General features: G+C 49.0%; 6 protein-coding genes. 1 reads left to right on the forward strand and 5 read right to left on the reverse strand.

Annotated elements, in window-relative coordinates; all coding sequences use genetic code 11:
* The gene (locus LOZ80_RS19290; RefSeq protein WP_238173044.1) at positions 1-8,703 is read right to left on the reverse strand and encodes a cadherin-like beta sandwich domain-containing protein; all 8,703 of its coding nucleotides are present in this window, start codon (positions 8,701-8,703) and stop codon (positions 1-3) included.
* A 536-nt stretch (positions 8,704-9,239) separates the two neighbouring features.
* Here LOZ80_RS19290 and LOZ80_RS19295 point away from each other — a divergent pair.
* Complete coding sequence (locus LOZ80_RS19295) at positions 9,240-10,268, forward strand: Leu/Phe/Val dehydrogenase (protein ID WP_238172841.1); 1,029 nt, start codon at positions 9,240-9,242, stop codon at positions 10,266-10,268.
* Between the two features lie 75 nt (positions 10,269-10,343).
* Here LOZ80_RS19295 and LOZ80_RS19300 read toward each other — a convergent pair whose 3' ends face one another.
* The 4 genes from LOZ80_RS19300 to LOZ80_RS19315 all read right to left on the reverse strand — a co-directional run bounded on the left by LOZ80_RS19300 (position 10,344) and on the right by LOZ80_RS19315 (position 19,716).
* On the reverse strand, positions 10,344-16,103 hold the full coding sequence (locus LOZ80_RS19300) for a DUF4962 domain-containing protein (RefSeq protein WP_238173045.1): 5,760 nt from the start codon (positions 16,101-16,103) through the stop codon (positions 10,344-10,346).
* Positions 16,104-16,213: 110 nt separating this feature from the next.
* Positions 16,214-17,134, reverse strand: coding sequence for an ABC transporter permease (locus LOZ80_RS19305; protein WP_238172842.1), 921 nt, complete (start codon positions 17,132-17,134; stop codon positions 16,214-16,216).
* Between the two features lie 78 nt (positions 17,135-17,212).
* Positions 17,213-18,766: an ABC transporter substrate-binding protein gene (locus LOZ80_RS19310; RefSeq protein WP_238172843.1), complete on the reverse strand. Its 1,554-nt coding sequence runs from the start codon at positions 18,764-18,766 to the stop codon at positions 17,213-17,215.
* 59 nt (positions 18,767-18,825) lie between these two features.
* Positions 18,826-19,716, reverse strand: a complete 891-nt coding sequence (locus LOZ80_RS19315; protein ID WP_238172844.1) for a carbohydrate ABC transporter permease — start codon at positions 19,714-19,716, stop codon at positions 18,826-18,828.
* Positions 19,717-19,775 lie beyond the last annotated feature (59 nt).

The raw sequence follows: 19,775 nt of genomic DNA on the forward strand, positions 1-19,775 counted from the left end.
TTATTCATGGTTTGGCACTATTTTGACACGGCCATCTGGCAGCAATTCTACACTGCCGGAAGCCGACTCAATTTCCTTGAGTGCCCAATGATCTTGATGAACATCTGGCCAACTGGAAGCCTGTACTACGGCCGTCGGTCGTCCAAACAATCGGTTCAGCACTTGCACCGCTTCAGCGCGATTCAGTTGGTTATCAGGTTGGAACGTGCCATCTGGGTAACCTTGCAGAATACCCATTCTCGACGCTTGTCGGATGGCGTCCGCAGCCCAATGCCCCTGTGTATCGCTATAATTACCGGTCTGTGCAGATCCATCCGCAGCAGTTCCAGCTAGTCTCGCTGCAATACTGGCTATTTCCCCGCGAGTAACGGAATCTTCGGGGCGGAATAAGCCATTGTTATCGCCAAGCATCACGCCTGATCGCTGCATATGAGCGATAGCTTCCATGGCCCAATGTCCTTGGGCAACATCTGGATAGCCTGCTGCAAGGCCGGTACCTTCAGCACCATCCACACCAACACGGTGCAGAATAGTTGCTAATTCCGCACGTGTAATCGCTTGTGATGGTCGGAATGTGCCATCCGGGTAACCGGACAAGTAAGGTTTCAGCACCTGTTGCGCATTCTTTTGAATGATCGTGAACGTACTGAACTTGCTCACTTGAATGGCAATACCGGCTTTGCCTTCGGCGTCATACCGGATTTCTCCTTGCGCAAGTTCCTTGTCACCATCGCTATGTTCAATATACACCGCGAGTTCTGCTAAAATTCGTTTAGCAGCAGCCTTATTGGCTGGCAGTTTCAAGTTATCCAGCGGGAATAAAATCTCCGTCTTGTAGCCTGTGTAATTCGTCTCAATCTTCACTGGTTGACCGAGAATAGCGATAGGTTGCCCTCCCGCAGCATTTAGTACCAGCTCAGCCGCTTTCACGCGTGATGCAACCTCGCTGCGCTCCTCAGCAGCTCGAATCGGAACCACTCGGAAATAAGCGTCTTTCCCATCACGGCTCATCTGCTGCAGAGACTCCGCAGATAAAACCAATTTGGCGTCTGGCAGCATAAGCTCAAGCGACATAGCGCCATCCGCAAGCAGTTTCAGAGATTCAGCGCTCAAACTTACAATCCGCTCATCTGCAGGTGCATCCGGCAGGTCAGAGACATAGATGCGTGCAACTTTATCCTTATTCTGCTCAGCTTTTTCCAAGATCGTGCGGGCATTCAAGGCATCGAGTCTCACCGTATCAAGGATCTTCCCATCCGTCGAAGTGGTCCGAACGATTGACGTTTGGAACGTCCAACCCCCATTGCTGCCAGTTATCGTCGTTTCACGAACGTTCGGAGGCGGCGCGCTGGAATCATCTAAACGAACTACATCAATGGCGTACATTTGTGATGACTTCAAATCTGCCGATTCAACACTTACGAGAATGGTATTATCTCCAAGATTGAGGCTCGGCCCAAAGCTGCCGCCACCTTTCAAGGAAATGCCATCTACCGTCACTGTAGCCAGTGGATCATTGGCCTGTGCTATTACCAATACACTATTGTTCGTTGTCTTTCCTTTGGAACCGTAGTTAAGCTTGTATGGATTGAACTCACTATCGAGAACAGTACTTACCTCCAAGCTCGCCAGCAAAGGCGGTTGAACAGGCAATGTCTGTTGACGCAGCACGGACACACTGTAAGTGAGCGTAGTGCCGTCCTGCGCGCGGACCTTAATCGCATACGTTTGGGCATCTTTCGCCAAAGGAATCGATACAACATTCCCGTTCGTTACCGCTTGGCCATCCAAACTAATTACGGCATCAGACTGCTCAGCGACAGGAAGCAGCTTGAAAGCTGCCGTCGCGTATGGTACAAGCACCTGATAGCTCATAGTAGTGGGCTTAAAGGCCGACACCAGCTGCGCTCCGTCAGTAGCCAGCCCTAAGCTATGAAGCTGGGCATTGCCGCTTTGTTCCCGCATTACACGAACTTGATAGCTGCGCGTTTCCGCTCTGTCTGGTGAACTAACCGTCACAGGAATTTGATTTTCGCCGACTTGCAGCTGAATCTTCTGGGAAGCTAGACCGCTCTGAACGGACTGTCCTTTCACTTGAATGCTGGATCCCGCCATAAGAGCGCCAGGTGTCAAAGTAACGCTGTCGATTGTGTTATCCACATAAACAGCATAGGAATCCTCTGCTCCCGTGAACGTTTGGGCAGGCAGCACTTCACCTGCTTGCGCTGCTGTAGCGTTATTCAGTTTCAATGTGCTTAACAAAGCTACATTGGATCCGGTTCCGCCCACTTGCAGACTATACTGCTTGTCAGCGCCAGCGGTTGGATGAACACTTACAGCCACCGTTCTTCCAGCAGCAGGCACAACCACGTCCACATAACCTGCATCCGGAAGTGTTTGTCCATCTACTTTCACGACCGAAGAGGCATCCATCGGTACTGCGTATACACGCACCTTGTCAGCGAAAGCAGAAGCTTGATAAGCCGTCTGTCCGAAAACGTAAGGCGCACTCATCTTTGCGTTCCCAGTCGTCAAAGTCGCAAGATCGCTAGGATATGTCGGCAGTGTTCCAACAATCCCGCGCAGCACCTCAAAGCCATACTCCGTTTTATTACCAATTTGATCGGTTGCCGTCAATGTCACTTGATTGCGGTCCGTCTGCGCCCCCCAAACAAGCGGAGCATAATAGACAAAACGTCCTTCAACACTAAGCGGAACGTTCGTACCATTGATAACCAGCTTAGCGCCAGCGTCCGTTTGACCCGTGATATACACTTTGCTGTCGTCTGTCACCGTTCCGTTCAACGAAATCGGCTTGCCTTGCGTATCATTGCCGCCGGACGCTATCAGCATCGGACCCGTCCGATCAACAAACAACTTGCGGTAAACAAGAGTGCGATCTCCGCGTTCATTAACAGCTTCAATCAACAGATTGTATTCCCGCTCTTTCAGCACGCTCACATGCAGCAGATCCTGGAGCGCGAACGCGTAAGTTCCGCCTACGGATACTTGCTGAGTATCAACTTGCTGACCATTTACAGATAGGGTAAGGGTTGCAGCTTGATCCGCAGTTACCTGCAAGGATGCTTGCTCTGCTGCTGTTAACAGCAGTTTTTCCTTATTTCCGTCATAAGCCGTATATTCGCTTTCAGTGACTACCTTGGCTCCTGCATCTAGCTTCAGCGTTAAATTAGCCGGTTGTGGAACAGGAAGTTCAGCTGTCACGCTTGCGGACTGAGGGCTTATGGCCAAACGTCCTTGCTCTTGCCCCACTGCCGATACCGCGAAGGTATAGGAAGCTCCTGCCGTCAAGCCAGTAACGATTGCTTGCTGCAAATTCCCTGGCACCGGAACCATTTCCCATACAGGAACAGCCGCTTGGCCTTTATCAGCTTGGCGAGCCCAGATCCGGTACGCCGTCACATCGCCAGCAAGAGAAGCAAAGCGAAGTGATACTTCTCCGTTGCCTGTGGAGATCACTTCAGGCTGCGCAGGCGTATTCAGGGTATACGGAGCGGTTACCTCAACTGTCGTTTCAGCTACTGCGTACACTGGCACTATGTTCGCGCCGGCACTTGCCACGGACAAATAATAAGTCCCAGGCTGCATGGAAGCTGGTAGATCAATCGTTGTTTGACCTGCAGTTGATAACCCTTCGGCGATAACTTCTCCAATCGTTTGATCCGCACTGTCCGTCAGACTGACCGTAACAGTCGTATCAGGCGCCGTATTTTCCAGTGACCACGTCACTTGTATCCGGTTTTCGACACCCGGTACAGGAGATACGGACGCCTTCATAGCTGACTGCGCAATTAATTTCTGGATTTGCACATCAACCTTTTTCGTGCTTTGAATCGTCCATTTGCCAGCAGACGCACCCAGCAAAGACACATAAAGCATATCTCGTCCATCCAGCGCAGGAGTTGGCGTGTCAATCTTCGTTTGATCAAGCGGAACTCCTGGCGGACTGAGTGTTGCCATCCGATCTGATGCCGGTTGCAGATAAGCATTGCCGTTTGGCGTTTCAAAGTTCAGCTTATATGGCGTTCCATCAGGAGCCGTGATGACTGTGTTCGCATCCCCGCCGCTGACAGCCAGCATATAATCGCCCTTCTGCGGCAGCTGGAAGAACTTCGAGAATCTACCTTCCATCAGAAGAGGCTTGATCGACTTGAATTTTCTGGTGGACTTATACGCGACAACACTCGTATAGCTACGAGCCACTGCTTTCCACTGCCCTTTCAATTCAACCTCATTGAGCAGGATCGTCAGCTTGTGCTGCCCTTCGTCATAAATGGCATTCATGCCAGGCTGATTCGGATCGAGCTGCAGCGTATAAAGTTCACCGCTTGGCTGATACAGCTTCATTTGTGCATCTGCCCCATAAATTTCTACGATGGCCTGGCCATTGTCCGTTCGGCTCATCTCAAAGACGTTTGGATACGCTTGGGATTGACCCCACTGTCTAACATCGCTGATCGTAGTCTCAGGAGATACGCTGTTCAGCGCCGCCGCTGGACTCGTGCCAGCACTGATCATCCAAGTGCCTGCTTCCACCGCATCCAATAAAACATATAATTGGCCGCTTCCATCGCGGAAGGCGTTCCAGTCCGGCTTACTTGAGTTCGTTTGCAGACTGTAAGGTCGACCATCCGGCTTATACACAATCACTTCGCCCTGCGCCTCGCCAACCCTAAGCACATATGACCCGCGTTCCTTCATCACCAGCGAGGTGACCGAACGCTCAGGTGCTTTTGTCCAGAGGCCAACAAGCTCCTCAAGCTTCAAGGATTCGTTCGCAAACACAAGTTCATTGATGCTAATATGGCTGCTGCCGTTTGTAGCAAGCTTCAAGTTTCCTGCATTCAACGTTGCACGCATGAAAGTCATAGCGTTCGCAGCGTCATAGAACTTCTCCGACCGCACCGTTTGCTCGTACTGTTGACCAGCAGGAGCAGCTTTCAATACAGCAGCTCGCTGATCGCCTGATAAGGCAATTAGTGCTTCGTACGAACGATCTACCGCAAAACTTGTCGTTGACGTGCCGCTCGTCGCCTCCGTTGAGATCATTGGAGTCCGATCAATCGTCGTTAATTGTCCGTCAACAATTCGCGCCTTGCCATCCTTTTGCGCTGATTCATCCGGCTGGAAGGACAAGCTTATCGGCTTCAAATCATACACTCGCTTGAGCGGATTCGCAGCAGCGATGCTGACTTCTTGCTTGGAAGCAGGCTTCATCAGAAACAGTTCTTCCGCAATGTCCAGCCAAGGCTCAGCCGCGTCCATAAAGTCGGAAACATTGTTTATGAAATCAAGACCTTTTTCCCACCACTTCTTCGGTGGCGGCTCCGCTTCCACCTCAAACAAGATGGTGTTGTTGTTGAAGGTATACTTCAGATTGGCACCAACCCCATTATGTCTGAAAGTGCCGGATATGCCCTTTTCATTTACTGTGAGGGCAACGTTGTTTACTGTCGCGCCACCAATACGCGGAATACCTTTAGGCACATAGACCGTACCTTTGATTACTCCGTCAAAACCTTTTTTATTGAACGAATACGTACCGATTGCTCCCTTGACAACATCAAAGACATTGATATCGCCCTTTGCAGCAAAACCTGGAGCCGTAAAGCCTTTGATCCCGGCTGCGGTCGGGTTAACCACCGTTTGTATGTTCATGTTCTTCACAGGCAGCCAATAATAATACTCGATTCCACTGGCGTTAAATCCATAGGAGGACACATCCATATCCACCGAATCGGTGCCAAGCAGATTGAACTTGTAATCGACTTGCGGGTGCTTAAGTTCCGGCACAATAACGTCATTTACCGAGCCTGTGACGTTGAATTTCTGAGGAACTTGTGTTTTTTCCGCCAGCTTTTCCACGTTACCGAATAAATAATTGACTTGAAGACCTGTCGATGCAAGTTTCACTTTCTGATACATACCGAAATTAACGCCGTCAAGACGTCCTTGCTTGGTCTTCATCGATAGATCGAAGCTAAGATCAGTATCAGGCAAACTGCCAGTGCCACGAACGCTCATATAAGGAATGCGGCTGTCCACGACAAACTTGGAGTCTTTGACCTGAAACGGCCCCACCTTAAAGCTCTTGTTCATCACAAAAGTTCCAGACAAATCAAAACGGTTATTACGGTAATTCAAAGCTTCTACAGACACGGTATCGGAAACTTTCTGATTCCCTACCTGCATGCCGATTTGAAGATCACCGGTCAAACGCAAGCCATCTTTGGTAAAAATAAATGAGCTTGCCTTCACAGGCATATCGACATTTAAATAATCCGTCGCTTCTGAAGTGCTGAGTGCAAGGGAGAAGTTGTCCGATGAGATCGTGAACGGTCCATCCTGCAGCGTATAAGACAAATTAGATCCCAACGCGCCGCCACCGTTCACATACAAGCGGCCTTCTCCGCTGATCGTGGCCTTAGCAGTTGTTTTGTCTACGACTAGTCGACTGCCTTTGAACATGACCGAATCATTAATCATTACAGGCTCAGACGTATCATTAAGCACGTAGACATTTGCCGCTGACGGATCCTCAGTAAACGGTCCTTGCAGCACCAAGCTGTTCACTTCATTGCTGGGCGATGAGCTTGGCACTTCTACTCTCGCGAAACTGCGCGGCTTGTAGAAATCAAGCGCTGTAATCAACAGCCCTTCAGGGAAGACATAATCGTTGTAGAAATCATGCTCCAGATGTACATCATATTTGCCTGACGGCAATTCATCCTTCCATGTCAGTTCCAGTTGGCGTTCATTGAGAACGTTGTAATTAAGCTTATATTGCACACCACTCTGGCTTTGCAGGAAATAATGAATGTTGTCCAGAGGCTTCCGCAGCAAGTTGGGGACACCCGTTCCAACTGCGACCAACCGCTTTTTATCCTTCACATGAAGGACCGATGCGCCGACGCGATCATAGTCGACATCTGGCTCTTTCATATTCGGATCGTTTTTCATCTCAAAGGACTTCGTGTCCGTATAGCCTCTGCCAATTTCATTGACAGCATAACCGCGAACCTCATACTTTTGGTGCCAGGTTAAGCCTTCCAGTTGAACAGTAAATGAGCTTGTTTCCTCTGCTTCTGTACCTGTACCTGTACCTGTATGCGTATAAGGAACTTGGATCCAAGCAGCATCATTTGTCTCGGTGACAAGCCGATATTCCACACCACGCGATTTGATGGCACGGGTCCCGTCATCATACACATTCGAGATCACACTGACCGTATCATGGGTATGCTGGGGGTCAAAGTTGAGAATAGGATCAACTGTCATCTTGATACCTGGCGCTGAAGGCGGTGTATAGCCCAACACCCAGGTTTCGTTCATATTGCCGGCTGGCATTGAACCAACAACGGAACCAAAAACCTTATCCATGATTTTGATTTCGCTTCTGTTTCCACCAAACACGACGAAGTTTTTGCCATCAAACGCCATATTCGCGTAACTGATCGGAAAAGGCAGCTGATTCGGAACTCGTTGGACCGAAAACACCTTTCCTGTTCCGTCTGTGTCGCTTTTATAGGCTGTTTCCATGGATACCGTTCGCGGCAATTTTTCCCACGCACTGCCCGTCCATCCATATGCCATACTGCCAGCCATCAAGGGATAAGTGGTGGAAGGCAATTTCAAATTGTCTACCAGTACAGGATAATACATATGAATATAATCCCGTTCACCACTAAAGAATACTACGCGACGTCCATCATAAGCCATACTTTGACCCCAACGACCATACGGTTCAGGGCCGTCTGTGGAAGTCCAATTTTGTGCTTCGCGATCCCATTTCCACAGAAGTGGAGAGCTGTCATCGTGAGTGATGGATTTTATTTCATGTGTGTTTGTACTTTCATAAGAGGCTGTGATAGCACCGGAATTGCCTCCATACAGCACTGCCGTATGGCCATCATAAGCCATCTGTCCGCTGTACGCAGCAGGCGGGGAATCCGTTGGCTGAGCTTCAGTCCAAGCCGCACCGTCCCATATCCACGTATCGCCGAGCGGCGTCTTTGAATTTCCACTGCCCGTATAACCACCGAACAGGATAAGATGTTCGCCGTCGAAGGCTAGCTGCGCTCCACCACGAGCGGAAGGAGATGTCGCAAGCTGCGTAACTTGTTCCCATTTGGCATCAATACCATCCCAAAGCCACGTATCACCTAGTACACCTGACTGACCTTCTCCACCAAACAAAAGAACCTTCTGGCTTACAGCGTCAAACGCCATTACCGCGCCTTTGCGTTTCAGTGGTTTCGGAGAGCGATTCAACATTTCCTGCCATTTTTTTTCGCTTCCATCCCAAATCCAGGTGTCATCCAAGAGGCCGCTATTGCCCTGACCACCGAACATCACCACATTGCCGGCTTGTTCGTCATAGATCATCGAAGCAGCCTGCCTAGCATCAGGCGATAAATTAAGGGTTACTCGGTTCCAGGTATAGTCCGTTAGTTTAGTAGCGGGCGCGTAGATATTCGACTGAACCGTGAATTTGCCAGCTCCGCTGCCGTAAGTTTGTTCCGTTACCGTCCCGTTTGCCTGCGCTGTGCTCAGCCCCCCGCCAATAAGAGGCAAGCACTGCAGCAGCAGCGCAGCGATTAATAGCCTGGCTAGCCCGGCCTTCCAACGTTTTCGCATCAGAGTAGAAGTAGTTGCAAATGAAGTCAGCATGCGATGATACACTTTGTTCAACGATTATTCCTCTTTTCCTCAAATTCAATCACGACAACCATATACTTCCTTTTCAAAATACTAGAAACTCCTTACTTCCTCTTGAGTGAAAAGGCCTAGCCTCTGACTAAGGATCCTCCCTTCTCAAAAAATAGTGTTCAAGTGGGAAACAATAACTGCGAACATAGTTCTATTGTAGGATTGAATTCTTACAATTCACTTACAAGAAGGCTGTTTTTTCGACATTATCCGCAATTAAGTGACTCTAACGAACTGATTGATGCTTATAGACGAGAAAATGGCTACTTTTGAGATCTAGTGAATTGTATTGGCGTTATGTAGTCGGATATGGCGGAATTGTGATTATTTGTTTGGTATAGCGACTCTGGAATTCGCTAGATTTTTTAAATGCCCCTTTTTGATCAAATAGGGTCTATGGTGTTCGTAAGACCTTTTCACACGGTCCTTTCTCGCAGTAGCCCAATCAGCCTTTCCTGAATAGGATATATCCTAAAGTGCTGACTAAGGCTGCAAAAGGAGGATTTAACATGGACGTATTCGAGCAAAATTATGAACAGCTTATTTTCCTCCAAGATCCCATCGTTCGCCTCAAAGCGATTATCGTGATTGACAACTCGAAGTTAGGGCCTGCCCTTGGGGGCTGTCGGATGTGGCGGTACGATAGTGAGGAAGAGGCCATTCAAGATGCACTGCGGCTAGCCCGGGGAATGACTTCCAAATCGGCTGTTTCAGGACTCCCTTTCGGAGGCGGCAAAGCGGTAATCCTTAGTCATCCAGGTCAAGGCTCACGTGAACAGTTATTCAGAGCATTAGGTCGACATATAGAGAGCCTGCAAGGGCGTTATATAACAGGTATGGACCTGGGTACAGGCGTTGCAGATATGGATTGGATACGTCAGGAAACTTCTTATGTCACGGACACAAGCGGTTCCCTCGGCGCAGAAGGAGAATTTACAGCGAAAATGACGGCATACGGGGTATTTTTGGGCATGAAAGCGGCGCTTAAACGCGCTTATGGTACGGAAGCACTCCAACATAAAGTGATTGCCGTTCAAGGCTTAGGCAAAGTAGGCTATCAGCTATGTCGTTATTTGCATCAGGTTGGCGCTCAATTAGTCGTATCCGATGTTGACCCCGAGCGAACGCAACGAGTTGTCCAAGACTTTGCGGCCAAGACGCTGCCTCCAGATGCCATCCTTCAGACAACCTGCGATATTTTCTCTCCTTGCGCGCTCGGCGGCATCTTGCATGATGATTCAATTGCACAGCTTAATTGCCGGATTATTGCAGGAGGCGCCAATAATCAGCTGGCGGAACGTCGGCATGGCGACAAGCTTCATGAACTTGGTATTTTGTATGCCCCGGACTATGTGATAAACGCTGGCGGAATTATTGTCACTTCCGTTGAACTGGCATGCGGAGATGCCCGCACAGCTGAGCAGGAAGTGGAGAAAATCTTCGACACGTTAACGAACGTTTTCACCATTGCTGATAATAAAGGCATCTCGCCTTCAGCTGCTGCGGATGATCTTACCATGCAGCTCCTAGCCAAGTAACAACGAAGGGCTATTCCCTTCCGCTGTCAAACGGAATCGGAATAGCCCTTGCTAGTAGGCGGCATCAGCCAATGTTTATGGATTTTTGTACAGCGTGACATAATCGAGCAAGATTTTGCTCGTGAAACGCGATGTGCTGAAACGGAAAGCATCGATGGACGTTGCTGTTGCATTGTTGTTATAGAACGGTATGCCATTGATACGATAAGTGCCGCTTGCTTTATCCAGTGTGCCTGGAGAATCCACGGTACCAGCATAACTTTTGAAGCTATCCGCCTGCATACGAATGTCAAACGTTTTTGCAGTCATATCCAAATCAAAGTGAAGCGTGATCCACTGATCGCGTGGGAGCGCTATGCCAGCGGCTTTGGGAATTTTGACATTCGAGTTGACGCCTCCCAAGATCTTCCAATATCCAAAAGTGCCGTCCGAGAAGCCATTGAACCGCACGATATCGGTTCCGGCACTGCGCAGCTTGAGTTCAAAATTGGTGATATCGCTGTTCACCTTGTTGAACATGAATCTAGTTTCGAAGGCGAGTTTGCCGTCAAGCGCGGCATTTGCTCTCACAGCAACAGGACTTTCCGTATAATCGCTGTCTGATAAAGCATAATTGTCCAGTAGTTGGAGTGCTTTCCCCACGCCATCCGGTGAGGTTACGACCGAAACAGTCGTGCCGCTATTCGTGCTCACAGTCCAATTATTGCCATTCACTATGTTACCAGTCGCCCAATCATCAAAGGAATCATAGTAGGCGCCGCTGCTGCCTCCAGCGGGGAGTGTTACCGCCAAGCTTGGGCCGTCGGACGATTCGTTGCCCTGTGCATCGACCGCTTGCACCTGGAACGTATACGTTCCTCCCGCCTGCAGGCCAGTCACGTCATAGCCGTACGTACTTCCGCTTACCGTCGCTGCTTTCACGAAGGAAGTTTGTGCTGCTTCCTTGCGGTAGATCACATAGGAAGCTACCTCGCCTGAAAGATCTGTTGCAGGAGTCCACGCCAATCTAGCAGCGTTCGGGAACAAGTTAACAGGTTGGATTGCAGCGGATCCCCCCCATGTTGGCGCCGTTGTATCCAGATCGATGGTCTTATACAACGCCACGTAATCCAGCAGGAACTTGCTAGTGAACCTGAATGAACTGAACCGGAAGTTGTCAAGGGAGGCAGCTGTCGTATTATTGTTATAAAATGGAACCCCTGTGATTTGGTAAGTGCCTGTTTTCCTATCCAGTTTTCCGGCATCGTCCACGGTGCCACTGTAGGTTTTGAACGCATCTGACTGAATGGTGAGGTCATATTTATGCGTCGCAGTATCCAAATTCACACGAAGTGAAAGCCATTGATCAAGCGGCAGCTTAAATCCGGAGCCAGGGACTTTGACAGACGTATTCGTACCGCCAAGCACATTCCAGTAGCCGAATGCGCCATCCGAGAAGCCGTTGATTCGCACGACATCTGTCCCGGAACCGCGCAGCTTGAGCTCGAAGTTGCCGATGTCGCTGTCCATCTTTTTAAACATAAATCTAGTTTCGAAAGTGACCTTTCCGCTTACCGCTGTATTGCTTCTTAGAACTACAGGCCTTTCCGTTGAATCCGTCTGCGTAGGCGCATATTGATCGGTCAGTTCAAGCACATTGCCGTTCAAATCTGGTGACGCTATGATCGATACGGCAGACCCTGTTTCTGCACTCACCGTCCAGCCGCCGCCAGTTGTCATCGGGCCCACTGCCCTGTCGTCAAACGACTCATAGTATTCGCCTGTACCGCTAGCCGCTGGCATCTTCGCTGTCTTGCTCGGGCCATCGGCCGATTCGTTGCCCGCCCCATCCTTCGCCTGTACCAGGAACGTATAGGTTATGTCCGGCTGCAGACCTGTCACATCATAGCCATAAACCGCCCCGCTTACTGTCCCTACTTTGACATAAGAGGATTGAGCTGCCTCCTTCCGATAAATGGTATAGGCGGACACTTTGCCAGAGTTGTCTTCCGCCGGTTCCCAAGCCAATCTTGCTGCTCCCGGCAGCCACTGCACCAAACGGAGCGCTGCCGAGGCATCCCATGTAGGCGCATCTTGATCATCCGTCAATGCGTAAACACCTTCACTTATGAGCGAGAAATTGTCGCTCGTATCTACAGCAGCCACCGTTATGTTGTACGCATGACCTACCTCCAGTCCCGTAATTGCTGTTGCCAATGTACCGGCCGGGACTCTTTTATTCAATTGGCCATTCGCATATAGGGCATATTCTTTAACGGCAACATTATCCGTTGATGCCTGCCAAAGGACATTAACGGACGTCGTTGTTTGCGAAACAACTTGGATACCTCCAGGCGTTGTCGGGCGTTCTTCATCACTTTTCCGTTCGATGAGTCCAATCCAATCCAGATTCATCGGACCTTTGTCATTCCACATTTTAATGGTAACGGGCCCCGCTGCCAACGACTGCCCCAACTTAACGCGAAGCCCTTGCCAATATTGCGGTTGCGTCCCGTAATCGTAAGTCATGGGCACCTCGAAGGTAGCCGCTTGATCCCCGATCATCACGCTTCGACTTGCGAGCTCACCAGGATTCATGCCCCATCCAGCTACATATTTCATCACCAGATCATAGGTTCCCGCCTTAGGCACATGGAAGTTCCACTCTACCTCCTGTCCCTGCTGATCCCAGGTGCCGACCCCTTTCTTGCCAGACAAAAACGCTCTTGTTGCATACACGCTAACTCCCGGATCTGCATCCGCATAGGACTCCGCTTCCACCCAGTCAAAAAACAGTTTGTTTTTTGTCGTTTCCGGATCCGTCCATGATTCTGTCTGCGCAACGTGATCTCCGGCTGTTTTCGCCAGTTTGACTGTACTCAATGGACCGCGAATCAGCAGGGAGGCATTCGCTTCCAGGTAGACGTCATTCGGACGTCCGTGTTTTTCAAAAACAAAGCCCTCCGGCGCTGCTTCAATGTGGTATAAGCCAGCCGAATTGTTAAGTTTGCCCCACGCTACAGGAATGCCTTGCAAATCGCTGTACACTTGCAGCGTTACAGATCCCTGTACCCCGTTAATCTCTGTCTGCAGCGTCGCTGGAGCCATCACGTGCGGCATCGGCGCATTACTCAGCTTGAATGCATGCTGTCCTTGCTCGACATGAAGCATAAGTGTCCCCTCTGCTATACTCCACTGCACTCCCCGCAGTCCCATGGCTTCCGCAACAGAGCCGCCGCTTGGAATTTCCCGGCCGCTCTCCGCATCACGCACCAGCACCGTTCCATTCACAGCTATCTGCACTTGTGCATCCGAAGCACTCGACACCGATAGTTGATCTCCGCCGTACACGACAGTCGCAGGCTGATTGCTCTGAATCAGCGCGGTCCCGTCTTTCACTAGCTTCGTCCCCTCTACGAGCAGCACCGTACTCCCTTTCACCGCAACAGCCGTGCCGTCAAAACGGATGCTGCCGGCATCCACTTCCCCGCTCGCAGCCAATCGCACATATACGATCGATCCATCGCTGAACGAAAGTTTCATATACGATCCGTGATTCTCGGAAACCACTTGTTGTGGTTCAGTCCCTTTCTTAAAAGCTTCCATCGTAGAGACGAAAGTTGTATTACTCGTTTTGGGCGTAATGAAAGCTGCATGAAGCTGCCTCTTGTCGGCATAAACGGAATCCGCATCCGGGTTCCATTCCATCCCGTCGGCATCCAGATACTGATTTTCCAGCGTTGTTCGAAGTCCTGTTGGTGCTTGAAAACGCACTTTCAGCCCCGCATCTCTTCGCCATATCGTCGCACCAGCATGATCGTCGTCAATCTCAAGTTCCCGGTCAGCATGCAGCCGCCATTCGAATTCAGAGCCCTGCGGATCAGCCGCTTGCAGTTGGTCGATGACAACGAACATATCAGGTCTGACATAAACAATGCTGCGATCAGCCTTATTTAACTTGCCGGCATATGCGTCTGCCGCATTACCGCTTGTTGCATCAAAGTCCGGATGCGTGACGAAGCTCATGATCTTGCCGTCCGCATCGAGATTGTCATACGGCTGTCCTTGCTTGCGATCCACTGTGATCGCATTCGTTGCATACGTTTGTTTCGCATAATGAACATCGTGCTTACTGCCGTAGTAGTCATAGAAGCCGCTCTCAATGGCGAGCGCTTCGCCGAATGCATTCACGATGATGCCATTCTGATCCGCGCGACTGTGATTGAACGTACCGAACGGACTTGATTTGAAGTAAAGCGATACACGGTCTGGATCGTATAACTTCGAATGCATCGTCACCAGACCGATGTCCTGAAACCATTTGGCATCCGGCAAATCCACAGGCGGCCTTGCGGCAAGATTGTTATCGCCATAAAAATAGTTGCTGAGCTCCCCGTTCATGCCCGTTCCGATGGCGCCCGCTGCCCATTTCAACCGAGGGTCACCATACATTTGCGCGAGGCGGTTATAGACGGTCACGCTCGGTGCTCCAGGCGTATATTGACTATCGTCGCCAAAGATTCCCGAAGGACTCCCCTTAGGAAACGCATACAGCGGATACAAGCCTTCATTGCGGGAGTAGGCTTTGTCATAGAGGTTAAAACCGCTTGCGCTCAGCAGGACATCCATGAACTGTTTGGAAAGTGTCGACGACCACTGCCAGTAGCCAGTTCCCTGGGACCAGCCTCCGTCTTCTCCGCCCCACGGCGGCAAGATATTGATATAGGCAGGAACGACTCGTCGAAACCATGACTCCGCTTCGGGTATATCATTCAACAACGCCGTGGCGATGATGCCGATAAAGCCGAATGCAGTCCATCCGTGGGAATCATACGGATTGTTTTGTATCGGGTATTTGTTGACGATTTCCTCCACCATCGTTGAAGTGCGTGCTTTCACCATCGTCAGCACCGCCTGCTTTTCCGTTGGTGAAAGCAGATCATACAGCCAGTCATAAGCCATGGCTGAATCAAGCGCAATGATCCGATGCACCTGATCGTGAATGTAATAACTTGTTGACCCATTCGGATTCCAGCCTGCCAGATCAACTAACCGGTCCTTCGCATATTCGCCGACTTCCGGAGATTGCGTCAAGAAATACAGGAACGCTGCATTGAACATTTTATTAACGGCCGCTTCTGCTTTGTTTCGCAGTTCTTGCTGCGCCTTCACGTACTCTGGGGCACTATGACTGTAAGTAGCCGGATACGGGAAAGTCGGTTCTACCAATTTGCATTTATTCGGTTCCTGTACAGTCGGCGTACACAAATTAGTATTTACAGACCCGCTAATCCTTTGAAACATCTCTTGGCCGACCGTAAATCGCAGATTGCGGAAATCAGCAAGTGTGGATGAATTAGCCCAAATACGCGGGTGTGTGGGGCTTATATTACTTAGCAGTTGGTTGACGGAAGGAACCGGAAACGGCACATTCTGCTCCTCAATGCGGAACTTGCGAATATCGCTCCATTCCGACACCTCCATGCCAGGCTTGTGGAAGCGAACACGCCAATACCAAGTTCCAGCCTCCAATATATGATTAAAATTATAGAAGTTTGACGTCTGCGTTTCTTGTTCATATACGACAGTCGCTACCGTTTGGCTGCGGCTAAGCTGCAGCGTGTAATTGTCTGCCCCCGCAATGGCAGGCCAACGGAAGTCGGGCGGATTCTGCGTCGTGACGAGGGAATCCACAGGTCCGAATGGCATATTGGTCCCCGATAGAACCGCTGCAGGCCAGCCCTCAGCGGCTTTCGCTATGGGCATACGGGCAAACGGCAAAGCACTGAAACAACTAAAGATCATGACCCATACCATCATAAGTGCGAGTTGACGTTTTGTTTTGCGGACCATCATTGTCAATAATCAGCTCCTTTTATAACTTTCCAATATCCTTATAACCAACCCTTCCTTCCTAACCAGCCTTGACTTCTGCCCTGCATCCCCCCTCTCACAACTTCCTGCGGTTAAAATAAGGCGCTTTCTTTTTTAATTCTTTTTACAGATTCGTTGGTGATCACAATAATTAGAAAGCACAGGACAGACTGATACAAGCCGACTGCTGCTGCCATGCCGAATTCCTGCAAATCAAGGAGCGCGCGGAAGGAAAATGTGTCGATAATATCGGTTTTATCATATAAGAGTCCATTGTCACCGATCAGTTGGTAGAACAAACCGAAATCGCCTCGTGCGATTTGGCTGATTTTCAGCAAGAGCAGGACAATCATGGTTGGAATAATCGAAGGAATCGTAATATGGAATATCCGCTGCAGCACATTCGCGCCGTCGATTTTGGAAGCTTCGTACATTTCCGTATCTATGCCTGCGATGCTCGCAAGGTAGATAACGGTCCCATACCCGACGGACTTCCAAGCGCTAAAAAAGATCAAAATATAAAGCCACAAAGCCGGATTATTATAAAAGTTTACAGGTATGAAGCCTAATGACTTCAAGAACGTATTCACTGCACCGAACTCATAATTCAGAAAATTATAGACAATCGCTCCAGCTACGACCCACGAAATGAAATAAGGCAGAAAAATCACCGACTGCAAAAACTTTTTGACATACTTGCCTGCTAACTCAAATAACACAATGGCGATGCTCATTTCCAGCAGGTTGTTCACAATCATAAACAAGAAGTTATACACGATTGTATTTTTCGTAACTAGGAACGCTTTGCCCGATTGAAAAAAGAACTCAAAATTCGCCAGACCAACCCATGGACTTCCAAAAATACCATCTTTATAGGAATAAGATTTGAAGGCAACTACCATTCCTGCCATAGGGAAATAGCAGAAAATAAGAAAAAACAAAACGGCGGGCGCGATCATCACATACAGCATGCGATTTTTCCGCAAATCGCCTAGAAAACTTTTCGTATGCATAGCATTCTCCTCCTGATAACCAAAAACGAGAGGGACTGCTTGCATGATCGTCGCAGCCCTCTCGTCCTTTCTCACTTGTTATTTGTTATTCTTTACAAATTCGTCAAGCTGTTTCTGCGCTTCCGCAACCACTTTATCCAGACCCGCTTCTTTATTTTTGGTATTGAGTGTCTTGACCGCTTCGAGCGGATCATTCACTACACCTAATGTAATGGGATTGCGATATTGATCCTTCACATTCTTGATCGCTGCGAGCTCATTCTTCACATTCGTTGTATCGAACACAAAATTGAGCAGTGGATTCGTTATCGCGGTTTTGGTCCAAGCCGCTTGGATCGCTGCAACTTCTTTCGGTTGATCTGCCAGCGGCTTGATCAGCCCTTGCGTTCTCCAGCCCCACGGGGAGCCCGAATCGATTTTGTAACCGGAATCCGTTCCGCCCAGAGCCTGAATTTTCTTATCTGCTGTCAAATCATAATGCTTGCCTTTGATTCCATAAGTCGTTAAATTGAAATAATCCTCATTATTTCGGAATAGATCGAGCATCATCAAGGCTCTCTCGGGATTTTTGGCATTAGCATTGATCGACATACCGTTGCCTATGTAAGGGTTCACATAAGTTGCCTTGCCGTTATATAGATCAAACAGCTCAACTTTCCATTCTGGATGCTTCTGATTCGCTGTTGTTACACCCAGACTCATATCTTGAATATTTCCAGCCATCGAAGCGCTTTTGCCAGCCAGGAAAGAATCTTTCACTGGCGTCTTATTGAGCAGGGCATTCTGGGACCAATAGCCTTTCTTGTTCCAATCGGCCATTTTCTTGGCAAATTCCAAATACTGCGGGGTTTGCGCGACATCAATCAGCTTCCCTGACTTATCTTTCAGATCAACGGAAACGAGCGAATTGCCAATAATCAGCTTAGGTGTGAGTTCCGTACCGACCATGAAATCATACATCGTATAAGCATTAAAGCCTTCATCGAAAGGCACCATACTAGGCTCGTTTTTGGAAATAACTTCTAAATATTTCTCGAAATCATTGATCGTTTTCAACTCAGGAATGTTGTATTTCGCTCGCAAATCTCCTCTGACGCCGACAACAGCCATGGAGAAGTCTTTGGTTGAAGCAGGCACCATATAGATTTTATTCTGGACCTTCGCCTGTTCCCAGGCCTCCTTAGGCATCTCCTTCATCGTTTGCGGCGCATATTTCGTTATCATATCTGGCGTAAGTTCCAGGAAAGCCCCTTTGATCGCCTGTTCCCCATACTTGATCCAATTCGCCGAGAACACCAGGTCGAAATCTTCTCCCGTCGCGAATAGAAGCGGATACTTCTGCAGGTAATCTCCCCAAGAGAGGAAAACAGGCTCAACAGTTGCATTAATATCCCGTTTGAGCATCTTGTTGACTTCGTCATAAACAAGTCCGATGTCCTTGGGCTGATCGCCAATCAGATATATTTTGAGCTTCACTTCTTTGGAAATATCCACTTTGTTGGAACCCGTTTCCGTACTTGTGCCAGCCGACGGTTTAGGTGAAGCCGTTTCTTGGCCTCTGTTTGTCGAGCAGCCTGCCAGCAGCAGGACAGCCGCCAAGCTGGCAGCTATCAGCGTCTTTACATGTTTCATCGATAAATCCTCCCCTTTGCTCTCGTACACTCATCTATGATCAACAGCCTAAGCCGATGTCATCCCTTGACGGCGCCTATCGTAATTCCTTGAATAAAATACTTCTGTACAAAAGGATAGAGCAGTATAATCGGCCCCGTCGCGATCACCGTCATCGCCAGTTTGAACGATTCCTTCGGCGTATCCATCACGACAGATCCTTGGGAGGCCACGGAAGAGTTGGCAAAAGCGATGCTGCTCAATATTTTATAGAGAAAATATTGCAGTGGATACAGGTGCTCTTTGTTAATGAACAAGGTCGCATGATACCAATCATTCCAATAATTAAGCGAAATGAACAACCCGATCGTAGCCAGTGCAGGCTTCGTTAGCGGAAGAATCATGGAGAAGAAGATTCGGAAATCACCGGCACCATCGATTTTGGCTGATTCGCTGATGGCATCTGGGATTGTGGAGCTGATAAAGCTTCTCATGATAATGATATAAAATACGTTTAATAACGGAGGGATAATCAAGGCCAGGAGCGAATCCTTCCACCCCAAATACTTGACGATCAGTATGTACCAGGGCACAAGTCCCCCAGAAAACAAAGTGGTGAAGAAGAAATAAAAGGAGAACACGTTGCGGTACTTGAAGTCTTTGCGCTGCAAAACATATGCCGTCATCGCTGTAAGGAACAGCCCGATCCCTGTACCCGCGATCGTAACCAATAATGTAATTTGATATGCGGATATGATCTGTTTGGGATTTTTTAATATAAAGGCATAAGCATCTAATGAAAACATACTCGGAATGAGACTATATCCGTTTCTAATAATGCTCGATTCTTCTGTCACTGAGCCTATGACAATCATTAAGAAGGGAATCAAACACATCAGCGCGAACAGCGATATGAAGACATAGCCGATGACTTGGAACACATATTTCTCTACAGATTGCCTTCTCTCCATGGAGCCCTCCATCAGCTGTGATTAGGATAACCGGTTTCCTAACTCCATACTAGTTCACG

Source organism: Paenibacillus sp. HWE-109, assembly GCF_022163125.1.
Lineage (GTDB): Bacteria > Bacillota > Bacilli > Paenibacillales > NBRC-103111 > Paenibacillus_E.

Coding starts and splice junctions, on each gene's coding strand:
- LOZ80_RS19295 (WP_238172841.1), top strand. CDS start 9,240: ATGGACGTATTCGAGCAAAATTATGAACAGCTTATTTTCCTCCAAGAT.
- LOZ80_RS19310 (WP_238172843.1), bottom strand. CDS start 18,766: ATGAAACATGTAAAGACGCTGATAGCTGCCAGCTTGGCGGCTGTCCTG.
- LOZ80_RS19305 (WP_238172842.1), bottom strand. CDS start 17,134: ATGCATACGAAAAGTTTTCTAGGCGATTTGCGGAAAAATCGCATGCTG.
- LOZ80_RS19315 (WP_238172844.1), bottom strand. CDS start 19,716: ATGGAGAGAAGGCAATCTGTAGAGAAATATGTGTTCCAAGTCATCGGC.
- LOZ80_RS19300 (WP_238173045.1), bottom strand. CDS start 16,103: ATGATGGTCCGCAAAACAAAACGTCAACTCGCACTTATGATGGTATGG.